The organism is Lonsdalea populi, assembly GCF_015999465.1.
Lineage (GTDB): Bacteria > Pseudomonadota > Gammaproteobacteria > Enterobacterales > Enterobacteriaceae > Lonsdalea > Lonsdalea populi.
Genome location: NZ_CP065534.1, coordinates 3372385 through 3391210, shown reverse-complemented (window position 1 = coordinate 3391210; position 18826 = coordinate 3372385). Strand labels below are relative to the sequence as shown.

The 18826-nt window shown below is 61.4% G+C and carries 13 protein-coding genes; 12 read left to right on the top strand and 1 reads right to left on the bottom strand.

Annotation, left to right across the window (positions count from 1 at the left end; translation table 11 throughout):
- Position 1: 1 nt before the first annotated feature.
- From tagH to I6N93_RS14915, 11 genes are all read left to right on the top strand, one after another.
- Positions 2-1240 carry a type VI secretion system-associated FHA domain protein TagH gene (tagH, locus tag I6N93_RS14965; RefSeq protein WP_085689321.1) on the top strand — a complete coding sequence of 413 codons (1239 nt, stop codon included), beginning with the start codon at positions 2-4 and terminating at the stop codon, positions 1238-1240.
- Positions 1240-1755, top strand: coding sequence for a type VI secretion system lipoprotein TssJ (gene tssJ, locus I6N93_RS14960; protein WP_085689324.1), 516 nt, complete (start codon positions 1240-1242; stop codon positions 1753-1755). Before tagH ends, tssJ begins: the two co-directional genes overlap by 1 nt.
- Before the next feature lie 2 nt (positions 1756-1757).
- The gene (gene tssK / locus I6N93_RS14955) at positions 1758-3092 is read left to right on the top strand and encodes a type VI secretion system baseplate subunit TssK (protein ID WP_085689326.1); all 1335 of its coding nucleotides are present in this window, start codon (positions 1758-1760) and stop codon (positions 3090-3092) included.
- A gap of 19 nt (positions 3093-3111) precedes the next feature.
- On the top strand, positions 3112-3888 hold the full coding sequence (gene icmH, locus I6N93_RS14950; protein ID WP_085689329.1) for a type IVB secretion system protein IcmH/DotU: 777 nt from the start codon (positions 3112-3114) through the stop codon (positions 3886-3888).
- 16 nt (positions 3889-3904) lie between these two features.
- Complete coding sequence (tssH, locus tag I6N93_RS14945; protein ID WP_085689332.1) at positions 3905-6538, top strand: type VI secretion system ATPase TssH; 2634 nt, start codon at positions 3905-3907, stop codon at positions 6536-6538.
- Positions 6539-6540: 2 nt separating this feature from the next.
- Positions 6541-8082: a sigma-54 interaction domain-containing protein gene (locus I6N93_RS14940; protein ID WP_085689335.1), complete on the top strand. Its 1542-nt coding sequence runs from the start codon at positions 6541-6543 to the stop codon at positions 8080-8082.
- On the top strand, positions 8082-8672 hold the full coding sequence (vasI, locus tag I6N93_RS14935) for a type VI secretion system-associated protein VasI (RefSeq protein WP_085689338.1): 591 nt from the start codon (positions 8082-8084) through the stop codon (positions 8670-8672). The genes I6N93_RS14940 and vasI overlap by 1 nt, the downstream gene beginning before the upstream one ends.
- A gap of 11 nt (positions 8673-8683) precedes the next feature.
- Entirely contained in the window at positions 8684-10093 is a 1410-nt protein-coding gene (tssA, locus tag I6N93_RS14930; RefSeq protein ID WP_456237251.1) for a type VI secretion system protein TssA, read from the top strand.
- A 24-nt stretch (positions 10094-10117) separates the two neighbouring features.
- Entirely contained in the window at positions 10118-13621 is a 3504-nt protein-coding gene (gene tssM, locus I6N93_RS14925) for a type VI secretion system membrane subunit TssM (protein ID WP_085689341.1), read from the top strand.
- 43 nt (positions 13622-13664) lie between these two features.
- The gene (locus tag I6N93_RS14920; protein ID WP_085689375.1) at positions 13665-15080 is read left to right on the top strand and encodes a VasL domain-containing protein; all 1416 of its coding nucleotides are present in this window, start codon (positions 13665-13667) and stop codon (positions 15078-15080) included.
- A gap of 71 nt (positions 15081-15151) precedes the next feature.
- A complete protein-coding gene (locus tag I6N93_RS14915) occupies positions 15152-16531 on the top strand; it encodes a tetratricopeptide repeat protein (protein WP_456237250.1) in 1380 nt (459 codons plus the stop codon).
- Positions 16532-16777: 246 nt separating this feature from the next.
- Here I6N93_RS14915 and I6N93_RS14910 read toward each other — a convergent pair whose 3' ends face one another.
- Positions 16778-17890, bottom strand: a complete 1113-nt coding sequence (locus tag I6N93_RS14910) for a DUF1615 domain-containing protein (RefSeq protein WP_085689344.1) — start codon at positions 17888-17890, stop codon at positions 16778-16780.
- A 160-nt stretch (positions 17891-18050) separates the two neighbouring features.
- Here I6N93_RS14910 and I6N93_RS14905 point away from each other — a divergent pair, with 160 nt between their 5' ends.
- Positions 18051-18818 carry an HNH endonuclease gene (locus tag I6N93_RS14905; RefSeq protein ID WP_085689347.1) on the top strand — a complete coding sequence of 256 codons (768 nt, stop codon included), beginning with the start codon at positions 18051-18053 and terminating at the stop codon, positions 18816-18818.
- Positions 18819-18826 lie beyond the last annotated feature (8 nt).

Genomic DNA, 18826 nt, shown 5'->3' with positions numbered 1-18826 from the left:
CGTGAACGAACTCAATCAACAACTTTCTCTGGTTGTGCTGAACAGTGAGCAGCTGGAAGGCAACTCCCAGGTTCAATACCAGTTCCATCAAGGCGGCGGCACGCTGGGCTCCTCGGAGCAGGATAGTTGGAAACTGAAAGATCGGCTGGGCGCGGTGCTGCCTGAACATGCGCGCATCGAAATCCAGGACGGACGCTTCTGCCTGTGCGATCTCAGCGGCCAGACCTTCATCAACGGCGCGACGTCGCCCATTGGACGCTCAAGAAAAGTCTTTCTGGATCAGGGCGACGAACTGACGGTCGGGCCGTTCCGGCTGCGGGTGTATCTGGGCAAAGTCAGCGCGGAACCGGAGCTGGCGCAGATTATCGGCAATCGCGCCGACAATGAACTGGATGACTGGCTCGCGCAGGAAAAAGCCGCCGAGAACAACGAACAGATGCCTTATCCGTCTCCGGCCAGCGATCCGCTGCTGGCGTTGCAGCAGGAGCAAACCGGCGCACACGCCTTTCTGACTCAGGAGACGCGGACCCCCCCCGAATTCTCCACCACGACTCGTGTTTCATCTACTTCTTCTTCAGCCGTTGAGGGCACCATGGACCAGGAATTTCTCGAGCTACCCGCTATTCAGGACCGTTTTGATTCGCTGACAGCCGGCGACAACATCGATCAAAACGCGCTGGCCCCGCTGATGCGCGGCCTCGGTCAGACGTTGAACATCGGCAACAATCAGCATCTCAGCAACTTCCTGGAAGAAATGGGAAAAACGCTGCGCGCCATGATTGAAGGACTGTTGAAGCTGCAGGCCGATCAGGCGGCGCTGTCGGACAAACATCTGCGTCCGATTGAAGACAACCCGCTGCGCCTGAGTCTGGACTACCACGACACGCTGGCGCTGCTGTTCGCCGAAGAAAAAAGCCCGGTTCATCTCTCCGCGCCGGCGGCCGTCGACGAAGTCCTGCGCAACGTGCGTATTCACCACGTCGCCAACGAGCAGGCGATCGCGACCGCGCTGGACAGCATTTTGCAGGCGTTCTCGCCGGATGTTCTGCTCAAACGCTTCGAACATTATCGCCGTTCCGGCGAGCAGAATCCGATGGATGACGGTTGGGCTTGGTCTATGTATCAGCACTACTTCCGCGAGCTGACGTCCGAACGCCAGCAGGGATTCCAGAAGCTGTTCCAGCAGGTGTATTCCCAGGCCTACGACCGCGTCGTCCGTGAGCAACAGGAGTTAATCTGATGCTGCGGACATTCTTGCTTTCCGGGGTATTACTGCTGCTTTCAGGCTGTACCACAATGGGCAAGATGGCTGACGTTGCGATGAACCCGGATATTCAGGTGGGGAGCAACGATAGCCAGCCCTCAACCGCCGGGTTCAGCCTGCTTGCCGAGCCGGACGTGAACCCCAACGAGAGTGGGGAAGCGGCGCCGATTGAGTTCCAGATCGTCATGCTGTCGGAGGACTCCAGGCTGCTGGCGACGGACTACGACCAGGTGACGGCCGATTTGGAAAAATCGCTGGGCAAGAATTACATCGACCACCAGGACTACACCCTGCTGCCGGGACAGTTCAAGTATCTGCCGCCGGTCAAGCTGGATGAAAAGATCCGTTATATCGGCGTCGTTGCTCGCTATGCCGATCCCGACAGCGCCGAATGGCGCAAGGTCATCAAAGTGAAAAATACCGGACGGGCCTATCAGATTCTCGTGCATCTGCGTCTGGATGAAGTCGAACTCCAAAAAGAAGAAGAATAGCTATGTCGAGCCGAAATCGGATTATTTGGCGTGAAGGTTTATTCATCAAACCTCAGCATTTTCAACAGCAGCAAAGGCATACGGATTACACCCTGCATGCCCGCCTGAGCGCGATGGGCGATTTTTTCTATGGCCTGCAGTCGCTGACCATCAACGAAGAGTATCTGAACTTCGGGCGTATCGCGCTGGTGTCCGCCACCGGGATCATGCCGGACGGCACCGTCTTTAACATTCCGAGCGACGATGCGTTGCCGCAGCCGCTGGAGATCACCGATGCGTCGGTCGTCAACCAGAAAGTCTATCTGGCGATCCCGCTGTCCGTCAGCGGCGTGAGCGAGGTTAACCACGGCGGTCAGCAGGTGGCGACGCGTCTGCATGCACACCGTCACGACGTGCGCGATCTGCACAGCGAAGGCGGCGATGTGGTGTCGCTGGAAGTGGGGCAGATCAGCCTGCGCCTGATGCTGGAGCGCGATGACCGCAGCGCCTACGCCTCGCTGGCGATCGCCCAGATTCTGGACAAACGGCCGGACGGCGGTCTGGTGCTGGACCCGAACTTCATGCCGTGCAGCATCAGCATCTCGGCGATCCCGACGCTTAAACGCTTTCTCGGCGAGTCCGCCGGGCTGGTGGCCGAACGCGCCCGCAGCCTGGCGCAGCGCATCGCCGCGCCGGGACAGCAGGGCGTCGCCGACGTTGCCGAATTCATGATGCTGCAGTTGCTCAACCGCACTCAGCCGCTGCTCTCGCATCTGGCGCGGATCGGCACGCTGCATCCTGAGCGTTTGCATGAAGCGCTGGTGCAGGTTTGCGGCGAGCTGATGACGTTCACGGACGAATCCCGCCTGCCGCCGGAATTTCCCGCCTATCGCCATGACGACCAGCAAACGAGCTTTGAGCCGCTGATGATGGCGTTCCGTCAGGCGCTGAGCACCGTGCTGTCGCCGCGAGCCGTCTCGCTGCAGCTGCGTAAGCACCAGTACGGCGTGATGATCGCGATGGTCGGCGACAGCGAGCTGATGGCCAGCGCCGACTTCGTCCTGGCGGTACGCGCCAGAATGCCGCAGGAGCAGCTGCGCAAACAGCTGTTGCAGCAGACCAAAGTGGCGTCCAGCGGCAAGATCCGCGAACTGATCAGCCTGCAGCTGCCAGGCGTGCCGCTGTTGCCGCTGCCGGTCGCGCCGCGTCAGCTGCCGTACCACGCCGGCTACAGCTATTTCCAGCTGGATCGGCAGAGCGCCGCCTGGCAGATGCTGGTGAGCGACAACACGCTGGCGTTTCACATTGCCGGGGACTTCCCGGATCTGGATATGCAGCTTTGGGCTATTCGTAGCTAATCACCGGGGGAAGAGCTAGATGACGATCGAGGTTATCCGTAATGAGCTGCTGGGCGACTTACTGTACGACCACGCCCAACAGCTGGATATGGACTCAGACTATTGGTTTCGGCTGCGCGGCCAGAGCATCAACCCCATGATTGACGCCGTCACGCCGTTGCTGGGCATGGTGGAACGCGTGCGTCATCTGACGGCGTATGACCGGGTGCCCGATCTGTACCAGAAAGTGGTGTCGGAAATTCAGGCCATTGAGCAGGAGCTGATCACGCACGGCTACGAAAACGGGGTGATTTTGTCGTTTCGCTACATCCTCTGCACCTATATCGACGAGGCCGTGATGAGCCGTGACTGGGGCAGCCAGAGCGTGTGGTCGGAGCACTCGCTGCTGACCCGTTTCCACAATGAGACCTGGGGCGGGGAGAAAGTCTTTGTCCTGCTCGGCAAACTGCAGACCGATCCGGTCCACTACCGGGACATTCTGGAGTTCATTTATCTCTGCTTGTGTCTCGGGTTCGAAGGCCGCTACCGCGTGATGACGCAGGGCCGCGACGAATTCGAAGGTATTGTCCGCAAGCTGCACAATATTCTGCATCCGGAACCGGCGGAGACACCCTCCGTCTTCCATCTCGATCTGGGGCAGCAGTCCTCCGGCTACCGGATGCGCAGGCAGATTTCGCTCTTCACGCTGTTTTTATGCGTCAGCATGGTGTTAGCGGCGATCTTCGGTCTTTATCACTATCAGCTCAGCAATCAGACCCAGGACGTACTTCGTCAACTGGGGGAATTATTACAATAAGATAGGAGATCACACGATGATTCGAATAGAACTGCCGGTGTTGGTTGAACGGCTCAATCCGATTTGTCGACACATGCTGGAAGAGGCCGCGGCCCTGTGTGTGAACTGTCAGGGCGCGGAAATCCGGGTGGATCACCTGCTGCTGAAAATGCTGGATACGCCGCTTTGCGACGTCCGTCAGATCCTCAAGCGCGCCGACGTGGATGTGGATGAACTGACGCAACTGCTGCAGCCGTCCGGCGTGGATAAAGAGTACGAACAGGGCTATCCCTCGTTTTCGCCGCTGCTGATTGAGTGGCTGCAGGACAGCTGGCTGCTGGCATCCGCCGAGATGCAGCACGCCACGCTGCGCAGCGGTGTGCTGCTGCTGGTCCTGCTGATGACCCCCAATCGCTACCTTGCCGGGGCCGTTACGCGCTCTCTGGCGAAAGTGAACCGTGAGCTGCTGCGTCAGCAGTTCGACGAGTGGGTGAAAGACTCCGCGGAAACGGACGTCTCGTCTGCGGCCGCCGGCAACGCGGGCGGCGCAGCGGCTGTGCCTCAGGGCGATGCGTCGCTGCTGGCGCGCTTTACCGACAACATTACCGAGCAGGCCCGCACGGGCAAGCTGGACCCGGTGCTGTGCCGCGATAAAGAGATCGATCTGATGATCGATATCCTGTCGCGCCGCCGCAAGAACAACCCGATCGTGGTGGGGGAAGCGGGCGTCGGTAAAAGCGCCTTGATTGAAGGTCTGGCGCTGCGCATCGTGGCGGATCAGGTGCCGGAGAAAATGCGCAACGTCGAGCTGCTGTCGCTGGACTTGGGCGCGATGCAGGCCGGCGCCGCCGTGAAAGGCGAGTTCGAAAAACGATTCAAAGGGGTGATGCAGGAGGTGAAAACTTCGCCTCAGCCCATCATTCTGTTCATTGATGAAGCCCACACGTTGATCGGCGCGGGCAATCAGGCCGGCGGACTGGACGTGTCCAACCTGATCAAACCGGCGCTGGCGCGCGGCGAGCTGCGGACCATCGCCGCCACGACCTGGAGCGAATACAAGAAATACGTCGAGAAAGACGCCGCGCTGTCGCGCCGTTTCCAAATGGTCAAAGTGGGTGAACCGGACGCGGAAGAGGCCACCGTCATCCTGCGCGGCCTGCGCAGCATTTACGAGAAGGCACACGGCGTTCTGATCGACGAAGCGGCGTTGCATGCCGCGGCCCAGCTGTCGTCGCGCTATATCTCGGGCCGTCAGCTGCCGGATAAAGCCATCGACGTGCTCGATACCGCCTGCGCCCGCGTCGCCATCAATCTGACTACGCCGCCGCGCGCCATCAGCCATTTGCAAAATCAGCTGCACCAGCGCGAGCAGGAAATTCTTCAGCTTGAGCGTCAAACCCGAATCGGTCTGGGCGACAACGCGGAACGACTGGCATTGCTGCGCGAGGCTCAGCAGGCCGATGAAGCGGAGCTTACCGCCGTGAACACGGACTGGCAGGCGCAGCAGGCATTGGTCGGCGAGGTGATTGCGCTGCGCGCGGCGCTGTTGGCCGATGAACTGACCGACGAGGTCACGCTGGACGAGGAAACCCTGTCGCTGACGGGCGCCACGCAGCGTCTGTCCGAGCGCGAACAGGCGCTGGCCGCCTTGCAGGAGGACGCCGTTCTGGTCTCCGCGCACGTGGATAAAGCGCAGGTCGCCGCGGTGATCGCCGAGTGGACCGGCGTGCCGCTGAACCGTATTTCACAGGGCGAACTGGATGTCGTCACTCAGTTGCCGACGCACCTCGGGGCGAACATCAAAGGGCAGGATCTGGCGATTGCCCAACTGCACAAACATCTGCTGACCGCCCGCGCCGATCTGCGTCGTCCGGGCCGTCCGCTGGGGGCGTTCCTGCTGGTCGGCCCGAGCGGCGTCGGCAAGACCGAAACCGTGCTGCAGATCGCCGACCTGATGTTCGGCGGCCGTAACTACCTGACGACCATTAACATGTCGGAATATCAGGAGAAACACACCGTATCCCGCCTGATCGGCTCGCCGCCGGGCTACGTCGGCTTCGGCGAGGGCGGCATTCTGACGGAGGCCATCCGCCAGAAACCGTACTCGGTCGTGCTGCTGGACGAAGTCGAGAAGGCGCATCCCGACGTGCTGAACCTGTTCTATCAGGCCTTTGACAAAGGGGAGCTGGCGGACGGCGAAGGCCGCCTGATCGACTGTAAGAACGTCGTCTTCTTCCTGACCTCCAACCTGGGTTTCCAGACTATCGTGGATTACGCCGACCAGCAGGACGCGCTGCTGGATGCGCTCTATCCCGAACTGGCGGGCTTTTTCAAACCGGCGCTGCTGGCGCGTATGGAAGTGATTCCTTACCTGCCGCTGGCTCAGGACACGCTGGTCGATATCGTCCACGGCAAGCTGTCGCGTCTGGTCAATCTGCTGAAAGCGCGCTTCGACGCCGAAGTGGTGATCGACGACGATGTGCCGGTCGAGATTTTGCGGTTAGCCAACCGCAGCGAAAACGGCGCGCGCATGCTGGAGTCCGTGATCGACGGTCATCTGCTGCCGCCGGTGTCGTTGCAACTGCTGCAACGGATCTCCGCGGGCGAAGCGATCGCGCGTATTCGCTTCAGCGTGAACGACGGCCGGTTCGTTTCAGAGGTGGAGGGCTGAGGATGCAGCAAGCCCTCGAATTCGCGCTTTCGCTGACCCGGCCTCATGACGAGGCCGAACTCTGCGACTGGCTGCTGGATACCCTGCGGGACCACTGGCGGCCGAGCGGCGCTCTTCTGGGATTGGTGGATATCAGCGGGCGGCAGTTTACCTGTGAGGGATGGATTCACGGCAAGCCGGTGTCGTTGACGCTGGACGTCGACGACTTCAGCCATCCTCTGGCTTACGTGCTGCACAAAAATCAGGTAAGAACCTGGGACTCTCTGTACGGCGGCGCACGCGTGGAGCACGCTGCGTTTCGCGGACTGCTGGCGGAAGCCGGGGGGCCGTGCGGTCTGCATGCCTTGCCGATCAACGGTGAGAACGGCAAGTCGGTCGGCGTTCTGGCGCTGTTCGACAGCGGCGTCAGGCTGCGGGAGTGGCATGAGAAAGATGAGCTGTCGCTGCTGGCGCGCATTTTCACTCACCAGCTTACTCTGCTGCGGGATTTGGGCCGCAGCCGCCGCGAGCAGACCGTGCTGCGCGACTCGCTGCGCCAGATCAAAGGCGAGGGCGCGATGCAGCGGCAGCAAGAAAAGCTGCTGGAGGCCGCGCTTATCGGTCAGTCGGCGTCGGTTCGCCGGCTGCATGAGCAGATCGCTCAGGCCGCGCGTCACCATCTGGCGGTGCTGATCCAGGGTGAAACGGGCGCGGGCAAAGACGTGGTGGCGCGTCTGCTGCATCAGTGTTCGATCCGCGCCAACAAACCGTTTATCGCCATCAACTGTGCCGCGATCCCCGAAAACCTGATTGAAAGCGAGCTGTTCGGCTATCAAAAGGGGGCGTTTTCCGGCGCGCAGAGCAATAAAGACGGGCTGGTAGCGCAGGCCAACGGCGGCACGCTGTTTTTGGACGAGGTCGGCGATATGCCGATGATCATGCAGGCCAAGCTGCTGCGCGTGCTGGAAACGCATGCCTTCCGTCCGCTGGGCGGCGATAAAGAGTGCCACTCCGACTTTCGCATCATCGCGGCGACGCATCAGCCGCTGGAGCAGTACGTCAGCGAAGGGCGCTTTCGGCAGGATCTGTATCATCGCCTCTGCCAGTGCGCGATCCAGGTTTCTCCGCTGCGGGAACGGCCGGATGACATCGCGCTGCTCTGCGAACACTTCATCGCACTGTTTGGTCGTCAGGAAGGCAAAACGTTCGGCGCGTTGCCGCGCAACGTTCTCAAGCATCTGATCGATTACGACTTCCCCGGCAACGTTCGCGAACTCAAGAACCTGCTGGAGGTCGCCTGCGCCAATACCCCGGCGGGAAAGGACATCACTCTGGACGCGTTGCCGTCGGAGCTGAAAACGCGCCTCGGTAACGCGTCCTCCGACCTGCCGCAAGACGGCTACAACCATATCCGGGATTTGCGTCTGGCGACGCAGCAGTATGAAGCGGCGGTGATCGCCGAGCGTATGCGCAATTTCCAGGGAAATCGCTTACTGGTGGCGGAAAGTCTCAATATTCCCAAGCGAACATTGGACCACAAGTGCCAGAAGCTGGAGGTGAATTGATGAGTTTTTTATCCCTGTTGCCGCTGCTGGTGTCGGCGACGAGCGCGCCCGATCCCCACTGGGAGCGACTGTTGCAGCAGTGTAGTCAGGAAACCGTACCGCAGGTGCGGTTGGCCTGCTACGACGCCATCGGCAGAACGTCGGCCCCGTCTTCCGGCGCGTCCGCACACGCGGCGAATTGGCCCGATCTCGTCGCGACTCACGCCGATCTCGGGCGTAACGGGTTTGTTCTGAATCGTGACGAGGCCTCGGACAGTCAGACGCTGACGCGCCGCGCCGTTGAGGGCGGCACGTTGACCATCTCCTGTTCCAGCGCCATTACCCATTTGCGCTTGCAGCTGGATAACGCGTGGCCGGGAGAGCAAATTCAGGCGCGCATCGATGGCGAACCGACGGCGGACAACTGGTTCGTCCGTAATCGCGGGATGCTGCTGGAGTTTGGTCGCGGTCTGCCTGCCATCGAAGAGCTTAAACGCTGGATCGGCCATCGCGAGCTGCTGTTGTCGGACGATCGCGGCAGAACGGTGCAAGTCGATCTCTCCGGTCTGGGCGACGCCCTGAAGCCGCTGCGTCAGCAATGTCGGTGGTAGGAGAACAGGTCATGGCAATCCACTCTCATCCCTCGTGTCAGCGGCTGCTGACGCCCCTGCCGGTAGATCGGGTCAGCGGCGCGGTTCCGGCGGATGATCCGCTCTGGGAAGACGTCGAAACCGAGATGGTGAAGCTGGGCTCGCTTGCCCACAGTCAGGTGGATCTTAACGCGGTGGCGGAGCAGTGCCTCACGCTGCTGGAGACGCGGACTAAAGACATGCGCGTCCTCGTCCAGCTGCTGCGCTGTTTACAGCATCCGGCGAAAGCGACGCCGTTCGCGACCGCATTGATGCTGCTGGACGACTGGGTGAACGTTTACTGGACCACGGCTTGGCCGCAGAACACGTTGCAGAAAACGCGGTTGATGACGCAGGTCGCCAAGCGTTTCGACAGCGTGCTGCCGCGCGTCGCCGAAAATGCCTCGGTGGCCGAGTTAGGCCAGCTGTTGACGCTGTCGGAACAGTTCGCTCAGCGTTGGTCCGCCGTCGCGCCGGACAACACGCTGTTTGACGATTTGACGGTCAGTCTGCGCCGCACTCAGAGCCGTCGCGCTGAGCAGGTCAAGGCGAATGAGCCGCCGCCGCGCGCGCAGGCGACCGCCAGCGTCGCATCGTCGTCGTCCGGTCAGGCGGAGCCGAAGCCGTCGGTGGACATCAACCACTCGGACGATCGCGCCTGGCGGCAAACGCAGCTCAAGGTGGCGGAACTGCTGGTGGAACAGCAGGCGGATACCCCGGTGGGATACCGTCTGCGCCGGCACGCCATCTGGTCCGGCATCATCACACCGCCGTTGGCCGCCAAGGGCAACGCCACGCAGCTGGCCCCGATGTCGGCGGATATGGCGGACGACTATAAAGCGGCGTTGGGGCAGGCGGATAAAGCGCTGTGGGCGCGCGTCGAGCAAAGTCTGGTGCTGGCGCCCTACTGGTTTGAAGGGCACATGTTATCGGCGCAGATCGCCGCTCAGTTGGGCTGCAAAGCGGCGGCGGCGGCCATCGCCGATGAGCTGCATGCTTTCCTGACGCGTCTGCCGACCCTGCGGGAACTCACGTTCAACGATGGAACGCCGTTCCTGACCGACGCCTGCCGGGAATGGGTGGATGCCGGACAGGCGAACGGCGCATCGTCCGCCGGACACGCCGACGATCTGGCGGGCGAGGCGGCGAAGCGTCGGGCGGAGAAAGGGCTGAACGCCGCCTTGGCGCTGCTGGATGAGAAAATGGCCAAGATGAAAGAGCCGAGAGGACGTTTTTATGCCCAGCTGATCTTAGCGGATCTGCTGGCGGAGGAAGGAATGAAGACGTTAGCAACACAGCATTATCACGCGTTATGGCAGGAATCTCAGCGATTGGGACTGTCGCAGTGGGAGCCGGGACTGGTTAGCCGCCTTGAGCGCTTTGCAACCTCGTGGTCAAAATAAGACATTCGGAGTGAATGGTCACTTATGTTTAAAACAATCATTACCTTTTTGCGGCAACAGCTGCCGAAGCTAAGGCTCTCCTGGGTCATGCTGGGGATCGTGCTCTGGATTGTCGTGCTGGCGCTGGCCTGGTGGCTTGGCCCGCGACTGCACGTATTCGACACGCGGCCGCTGGATACGATCTGGTCACGCATCGTCTTCACGCTATTGTGGCTCTGGCTGGGCTTTAGCATCAGCGCCTGGCGGCTATGGCGTCGTGTGCGCCATATCCGGGCAGAGCAGCAAAAGCAGAAGATCGCCGAACACGATCCTCAACAGATCTTCGTCGACAAGCAGCAGGCGTTTCTGGATCGCTGGCTGTCGGCGCTGCGCGAACATCTGGGGGCGGGCATTCTCTACAAGATGCCGTGGTATCTGACTATCGGTTTGCCTGGCAGCGGTAAAAGCAGCCTGATCCACCGCGCCAACGAGGCGAACAAGCTCAATCCGCATCTGGATGCCGAACTGCGAGATTTCGCGGCGGGTCAGGAAGTGGACTGCTGGGTGGGCGAAAGCGCCGTTATCTTCGATCCCGACGGTCAGATGATGGCGCCGTCGAATCTCGACGTCGCCCCTGAAGAACGCAAACATGAACGTCTGTGGACGCATCTGCTGACATGGTTGAGCGAGAATCGCAGGCGTCAGCCGTTGAACGGGCTGGTGCTGACGCTGGATCTGGCCTGGTTGTCTCATGCCAGCGTGCCGGAACGTCAAGCCTACGCGCAGCTGATCCGAGGGAGGATCCAAGAGATCGTCACCACGCTGAACACCCGCCTGCCGATCTATGTCGCGCTCACCAAGCTGGATATGCTGCGCGGCTTCGACATCGCCTACCGCCATCTGGATAAGGAAACGCGTCAGTCGATTCTAGGGGTGACCTTCGACCTGAAAGGCAGCGCCGGTAAAGGCTGGCAGGAAGAGCTGGATGCGTTCTGGGACAAGTGGGTGTCCGCGCTCAACGACAATCTGCCTGGCAAAATGCTCTCCAATCTCACCAGCGAACAACGCAGCGCGTTGTTCAGCTTTACGCGGCAACTGGCCGGATTAAAGGATTACGTTGAAGAGATCCTCGCCGACGCCATCACGCCGGAAGAGTACAAGCCGCTGCTGGTGCGCGGCGTTTACGCCTGCTCTGTCTATCAGCAGGGCGTGCCGTTCGACGCCTTCGCGCAGGCGGCGACCTTCCGCTATCAGCTGCCGGAACCGGTCAACTCGGCCCTCAAGGGCGAGTCCAACACTTTCTTCGTGAAGCGCCTGTTCTCCGGCGTGATCTTCCCCGAAGCGCATCTGGCCGGGGAAAACCGGCTGCACAGCCTCTATCGCCGCCGCCGGATCGGCATCGGCATGGGCTGCATGGGCGTGCTCGCGGCCCTGCTGATTATCGGCTGGCACCACTACTATCGGCTGAACGAACAGGCCGGCCGCAACGTACTGGACAAGGCGCAGGCGTTTACGGGCACCACCGAACTGGCAGGGCAGAAGAATCAGGGCTTCGGCTATAGCCAACTGCCGCGTCTCAACCTGATCCGCGAGGCTACGCTGTCATTTGGCGACTACCGCGAGAAAACGCCGGTGCTGTCGGAGATGGGGCTGTATCAGGGCGATAAGATCGGCCCCTTCGTCGAGGGCACCTATCTGCAATTGCTGAGCCAGCGTTTCCTGCCGGCGGTGATGCAGGGGTTGCAGGACGATCTCAATCAGGCTCCCAAAGGCAGCGAACAGAAGCTGGCTATCCTGCGCATCATGCGGATGCTCGACGATGCGTCCGGCCGCAACAAGTCGCTGGTCGAGCAGTACATGGGACAGCGTTGGCAGCGGGCGTTCCCCGCTCAGGGCAAGGTGCAGGAATCTCTGATGCAGCATCTCGACTATGCGCTGGAACATACGGACTGGCATCAGGCCCGTCAGCAAAGGGATGCGCAGGCGATCGCCGCCTTCGAACCGTTCCGCGCGCCGATCGCCGACGCGCAGCGAGAGCTGAGTAAACTGCCGATGTTCCAACGCATTTACCAGAGTCTGGTCACCAAGGCCGTGGACGTGTTGCCGCCGGACATGATGATCCGCGATGAAGTCGGGCCGGCGTTCGACACCGTCTTTGCCCTGCGCAACGAGAGGGCGGGTACGGTACCGCGGCTGTTGACTCAGGCGGGCTTCAGCGAATATTTCATCAAGCAGGATAAGACGCTGTTCGATCTGGCCGCGCTGGATGCCTGGGTGCTGGGCCAGCGTGAGAAAGTCTATCTGAGCGATGAAGACAGGAAAGAGATCCAGCGTCAGGTCAACGATCGCTACATTACCGACTACGTCAACCAGTGGCAGAAGGTGCTGGCCGGTCTGGACGTGCAGCCGCTGCAAACGCCGGAGCAGGCGCTGGACGTACTGACGGCGATCACCGGCAACGATCAGCCTTTCCAACGGGTGATCGCCGCGCTGAACGACAACACCCGCGCCCGCAAGCTGTCGGAGAACGACAACGACCCGGCGCAGATCATGAACGCGCGCATCAGCCGCACATTTATGACCACCAACTCGACGCTCAGCGGGCGCGGCGATCAGGTCGCGCTGATCCAGGAAGTGAACCAGAAGCTGACGGAGTTCTATCACAACCTGGAGCAGGTCGTGAATGCGGCCGATCCGGGACAGGCGGCGCTCAAGTCGGTGCAGCTGCGTCAGACCAACCGCTTCGCCGATCCGGCGTTTGCCTTGCAGCAGTATGCGCGCAGCCTGCCGACGCCGCTGGACCGCTGGGTCGGTCAGATCGCCGAGCAGAGTTCAAATCTGGTGACGGATCTGGCCATGTCTTCACTCAATCAGGAGTGGCAGGACAAGGTGGTGACGCCGTTCAACGATCAGCTGGCGGATCGCTATCCGTTCAATCCTGCGTCGGACAAGGACGTGGCGCTGTCGGAAATGGAGCGCTTCTTCGCGCCCGGCGGTACGCTGGACAGCTTCTATCAGGCCAACCTGAAGTCCATCCTGAACGAAGGCCAGGGAAGCGGCGACGTGGGCACGGCTTTGCAGACCGAGTTGGTCAAGCAGCTTGATCGCGCCGATCGCATCCGTAAAACCCTGTTCAACGCGCAGGGCGGGCTGGAGGTCCATTTCGTGCTGGAGCCTATCGAACTGACCGCGAACAAACGCCGCAGCGTACTGAATCTGGACGGGCAGCTGCTGGAGTATTCCCACGGCCGCCGTCAGAAAACGCCGCTGGTGTGGCCGAACAACATGCGCGACGGCGCGGAAAGCAAAATCACGCTGGTGCCGGACAACCGCGAGCGTTCGCCGCGCAGCGTGGGCTACATCGGACCGTGGGCGATGTTCCGCCTGATGAGCGCGGGCGAGCTGAAACAGGTCAACGACAACACCTTCGACGTGCAGTTCGCCGTCGATCAAGGCTCGATGGCCTATCGCGTATACACCGACGCAAGCCATAACCCGTTCGCCGGTGGTCTGTTCAGCCAGTTCCGGCTGCCTGAATCCCTGTATTAATGTTTGGGGGCGCTGGCGCCCCCGTTAAATGGATTTCATCACTATGCAAGACGCACAGCAGGCTCTGAAAGTCGGCCGCGATCCGCGAATGCTGCCCGAATATGAAGCATTACGCATTGAAATCAATAAATTGAGCCACGCTTCCCGGCCGGAAGTGGACTGGGCGTTGATTCATAAAATGGCGAGCCTCATTTTCGAAAAACACGGCGTGGATTTGCAGACCGCCGTGTATTTCGTCCTCGCGCGTTCCCGGCTACAGGGGCTGAACGGCTTTACCGAAGGCTGCGAGTTCCTCGCCAACCTGATCGTGACCCAGTGGGACAACTTCTGGCCGCCCGCGCATCAGGATCGCGCCCGGGTGGAGATGCTCGACTGGTTCATCGCCCGCATCAGCGACGTCATCCGCGGCTACGCCATCAATCAGGACGACCGCCGGCTGATTTACCGCTGCGAGCGCGCGCTGCAGCTGATCAGCGAGAAGCTGCACAACGTCGGTCTCAACCGGGTTCCGCGCATCGAAAATCTGGTGCATTTCATCGAAGGCTATACCCATTTGTTCGACGAGACGGAAATTGTGATTGTTTCCGACGACCAGACGATCGGCAAACAGGATATGCAGATCCCGCCGATGGTGTTCTTCAAGTCGGACGCCGACGCCTCGACGAGCACGGACGATCGGCTGGCGTTGCCTGCCGGCAGCATTCTGGTCGGGCGAGAAAAAGGCGAGGTCAAGCCCACGGTCCTGAAAATCGACGCGCGCCGCAAGCACAAACCCGCGTGGTTCTGGTTCGCCTGCGGCCTGCTGACCTGCGCGCTGCCTGTTGCGGCGGTCTTCGGCTGGCAGATGATGCAGGCGCGTGAAAACGCTGCGGTCGAGCTGCTGATGCAGCCTGCTCAGGCGCTGCCGGACACGCTCGGTTACAACGATATCCGTCAGGTGCGCATCTCCTTGGGCGAACAGACGTTGCAGGGGATGGAAGGCCGCGTCATCGCGCGCTATCAGGCGCAGTTGGATCAGGTTAAACACGCTTCGCCGCTCGCGGTTTATCAGTACGGCGAGAATCTGAAGGATTCGCTGCAAATGCTCTATCCCGACTCGCTGGCCGTCAAGGAGATGGGACGCCAGTGGCGGGAGTCGCTGACGTTGCGTCAGGACGTCCCGACGTCGTCGCCCGCGTATCGGGACGCGCAGGCACGCGTGGACGGCATGCTCAAGCAGTTGCAGGAGCTGGAGCAGCAGCGGAAATCGGTCAGCATCTCCTACCTGAAATCCCAGTTTTACGAGATCCAGAAAAGCCTGCTGTCCGCCACGCCATTCGCTCTGCGGCTGCAACAGCTCGAGGCGCGGAAAGCGGCGCAGGGGTCGGTCAATCCCGGTGAGCTGGAGCGCATGGAAAACGAGCTGGATGCGCTGAGCATCCGCTTATTTAAACTGCGGCAGAAAAATACGGGCGGCTGATCGCCCATAGACATTGAGGCCGCGGCCCATGCGCTCGCGGGGCGCGGCGATCGAGTGACGGTAAAGACGAAATGATGATGCGTAAAACAGTGGTTGCCCTCCTGACGGCAGGGTGTCTGACGGCGTGCGGCGCTCCGGTGTCGTCGCTGTCCGACCAGGATCTGACGCGCGCCGCCGCCGACGGCAACGGCACGGCGCAATATCAGCTGGCGAGACGGCTGGCCGCCAAGCCCGACTATCCCGCCGCCATGCGCTGGATGCAGAAAGCGGCGGAGCAGGGGGGGCGACTAAGCGCGAGCGGCGACCTGCGCGGCGCGGCGGCGCTACAGGTCGCCGACTGGTATCAGGACGGACTGGGCGAACCCAAAAACATCCCTTTGGCCGAACGTTGGTGGCGGAAATCGGCGTATTTCGGCAATAGCGAGGCCAACTATCGTCTGGGGATGCAGTGCAAGTCGCGCCATCAAAACACGCTGGCGTCGGAGTGCCTGGACGCGTTTGAAGCCGCGGCGAAGAAACGCCATGCGGGTGCCGAATTCGAACTGGCGGCGTGGTACGCGGCGCATCCGGACGCCGCCAAAGAGGCGGTTCGCTGGTTTGAACGCTCGGCGGAACAGGGCAATCGGGATGCGCAGTATCAGCTGGCGCTGCGCTATGAACAAGGGCGGGGCGTGACGCAGCGCGGCGACATGGCCGAGCGCTGGTACGACAAAGCGGCGCAGGCAGGCCAGCTGCAGGCGCAATACTGGATGGCGCAACACACGCAAGGTCAGGAGTCGCTCGAGTGGTATCGCAAGGCGGCGCAGGGCGGCGAACCGCAGGCGCAGCTATGGCTGGGCATGGCGTATTTGACCGGCAATAAACTGCCGCTTGATAAAACGCAGGGCCAGGCGCTCCTGCAAAAAGCGGCGGCGGGCGGCTCGGCGGAAGCCAACTACCGGCTTGGCCTTTTGTCTCAGAACGCAGACCGGATGGTGGCGTATTTCCAGACCGCCTCGTCGAAAGGCTTTCTCAAAGCGCAGTACGCGCTGGGCCTTTATTATCAGCAAACGGGCGATCTGGTTCACGCTCGGATCGAGTTCGGCAAAGCGGCGGCGCAGGGCGACACGCAGGCGCAGCTCGCCTATGGCGAGATGCTGCGTTTGGGGCTGGGCGGCGAAGCGGATTACGTCGAGGCCGTCAAACAGTATCGGCTGGCGTCGTATGCCGACAACCGCATGGCGCAGTACCGTATGGGTACGATGCGCCAGGAAGGGCTGGGCGTACCGCGCAACCGTATTCACGCCTACGCCTGGTTCTCGCTGGCCTCCACCGAGGGCATGGTCAACGCCATCAACGCCCGCAACGCGCTGGAAGAGGGGATGCAGCCCGATGAGGTGAAGGCGGCGCAGAAGCTGGCGCTGCACTGGTCGTCCGGCAAAGGGATGGCCGGCGAACGGGACGGCCGGTAATTCCCCGCGACGACACGCGCGACATCGCGTCAGGTCCCCGCGAGAGCAGGCGCTGGCGCGTTTTTTCGTTAACCTGAGTGTTCACGAAAGCAGACGAAGGCTGGCGGCGAGGTCGTTTCGCGGAGGCTGGCTGAGTTATCGCACGCATTCGCACTCCCCGGCGCGTGTCCTTCGCCGAACCGGATGACCCTTTGGTGAGGCGTGATGCCGTCTCGCGGCTCAGACCACTTTCACTGTTTCCCCGACTCACTTCGCCCGGCGCAGACACTGCCGGCGTCGCTCATCCACCCGTTTGGCGAACCACGCCGTGGTCAGTTTGCGGGTGATCTTGGGGCTTTCCAGCGCGATCCCCGGCAGCATGGCGCGCGGCGCTTTTCCGCCCGCCGAGCGGTCCGCCAGCGCGTAGATATTTTGATACACGTCGGTTTCTTCGAAGGCCGCCGTATCGCCTTTCTCCAGATCCCGACGGATTGCTCGGTCGCTTAGTTTCAGCCGTTTCCCGAGGGAGCGCACCGCGAGTTCGGTCGCGCCCGCCTTGTTTGAGCCGTAGTTGATCAGATCGCCATCCCGCGCCAGTGAAATGCCGCTCAGGCGACTGACGGCCTGTTGGAACGCCGCGTTGCGGCTGGCGTACCAGCCCGCGTTAAAGTCGGCGAAGCGATAAATCGACTGGGTATAGCCGGCGTGATAGCCCAGCAGATGCATGATGCCGAAGTACATGCCGCCGCGACGGCTGAAGACTTCCCGGCGCACGCTGCCGTCGATGGGATAGGGGTAGCCTTTGGCGTGGGCTTCGGCGAACGCGATGCTGACCTGCATCGGGCCGCCGGTGCGCACCGGGTTCAGGCGGCCAAACAGCTGCTGTCCCATCGGCACCATCTCGATGAAATCGTCGAAGATCGCGCTCAGTTCTTTCTCGCTGCGGACCTTATCCAGCCGTTCACTATAGCTTTTGCCGTTGGGCGAGGTGATCGACAGCGCCGTGCGTACCAGAAACGCCGGAATATGCAGTGGTTCGGCGCGACGGTTGATCTCCTGCCAGGCGATTTTTGATAAACCGGGCACCTGCGGGTCGGCTTTAAACGTCGACTCTTGCTCGGTGACGGCGAGAACGGCACACAGGTTTTCCGGGCTGGGGTCAAGCTGCTGCGCGGTGAAGGCGACGGCGATATCTTCCGCCCAGCCTTGTCGATCGCTGACATTCGCAGGCATCAGCGTCAGCAACTGTGCTCGGATGTCCGCCGGGCGCGGCGCTGGGGTTTTGGCGCCTTTACCGGCGCAGCCGGCCAGCGCCAGCACGGCGAGCAGGCCCAGCGTGTGCAGCGGTGCGCGAAACGAAAAACGGCGGAAATTCGGCATGTTATCTCGGGTTAACGGCTAAAGGGCTGTCATGACGTTAGCGCAGCGGGCGGCGATGATCCAGCGCGGTCATCGCCGCCGCGGCATGCATTTCGGATTCTGTCCTGGCATAGTTGGCGTCATTCGTAACGCTAAACCTTAATGACCTGACGGAACGCCTATGGCTGCTGCCCCACTTTGGACCCGGGACCAACTGCTGGTCGCTTTCACGCTGTACAGTCAATTGCCGTTCGGCAAGCTGCATTCGCGCAATCCCGACATCATCCGCTACGCCGCGCTGCTGAATCGCACCCCTTCGGCGCTGGCGATGAAGTTGGTCAATCTGGCGAGCCTCGATCCGTTTATCATCGCCTCCGGGCGTACCGGCCTGCGCGGCGCGTCCAACGCCGACCGGGCGCTGTGGCAGGAAATGAATGGCGATCCGCAGCGCTTCGAACGGCAGTGTGAGCAGGCGCTGACGCGGATGACGTTGCCGGCGACGCCGCCGCAGGCGCAGGCAGCGGAAGAGGATTTCCGGGGCGGGGAACGTTGGACGCCGGTGAAAACGCGTATCGGCCAACAGCTGTTTCGCAAGCGTGTGCTGGGCGCCTACGGCGAACGCTGTTGCGTCACCGGTCTGGACGAACCGATGCTGCTGGTTGCCAGCCATATTCGGCCGTGGAAAACGGCGGAGGAACACCGGCTGAATCCCAGCAACGGCCTGTGCCTGTCCAATCTACACGACAAAGCCTTCGATACCGGGCTAATAACCTTTAATGAGGCGTTGGAGCTGCAACTTTCTCCCAGAATCAAAAATCTGAAAAGCCCGGTTCGCGAGGTTTATTTTGCGCAGTACGAGGGACATTCCCTCCGTCTGCCCAGCCGGTTTCCGCCGGATATGGCGCAAATGGCCTACCACCGACGGCATATTTTTCAGGCGAAGGGATAAGCACGAGG

Bases quoted from the DNA above. Each gene is read 5' to 3' on its own strand.
- tssK (WP_085689326.1), top strand. From the start codon at position 1,758: ATGTCGAGCCGAAATCGGATTATTTGGCGTGAAGGTTTATTCATCAAA.
- tssM (WP_085689341.1), top strand. From the start codon at position 10,118: ATGTTTAAAACAATCATTACCTTTTTGCGGCAACAGCTGCCGAAGCTA.
- icmH (WP_085689329.1), top strand. From the start codon at position 3,112: ATGACGATCGAGGTTATCCGTAATGAGCTGCTGGGCGACTTACTGTAC.
- I6N93_RS14915 (WP_456237250.1), top strand. From the start codon at position 15,152: ATGATGATGCGTAAAACAGTGGTTGCCCTCCTGACGGCAGGGTGTCTG.
- vasI (WP_085689338.1), top strand. From the start codon at position 8,082: ATGAGTTTTTTATCCCTGTTGCCGCTGCTGGTGTCGGCGACGAGCGCG.
- I6N93_RS14940 (WP_085689335.1), top strand. From the start codon at position 6,541: ATGCAGCAAGCCCTCGAATTCGCGCTTTCGCTGACCCGGCCTCATGAC.
- I6N93_RS14905 (WP_085689347.1), top strand. From the start codon at position 18,051: ATGGCTGCTGCCCCACTTTGGACCCGGGACCAACTGCTGGTCGCTTTC.
- tssA (WP_456237251.1), top strand. From the start codon at position 8,684: ATGGCAATCCACTCTCATCCCTCGTGTCAGCGGCTGCTGACGCCCCTG.
- I6N93_RS14920 (WP_085689375.1), top strand. From the start codon at position 13,665: ATGCAAGACGCACAGCAGGCTCTGAAAGTCGGCCGCGATCCGCGAATG.
- tssJ (WP_085689324.1), top strand. From the start codon at position 1,240: ATGCTGCGGACATTCTTGCTTTCCGGGGTATTACTGCTGCTTTCAGGC.
- tssH (WP_085689332.1), top strand. From the start codon at position 3,905: ATGATTCGAATAGAACTGCCGGTGTTGGTTGAACGGCTCAATCCGATT.
- I6N93_RS14910 (WP_085689344.1), bottom strand. From the start codon at position 17,890: ATGCCGAATTTCCGCCGTTTTTCGTTTCGCGCACCGCTGCACACGCTG.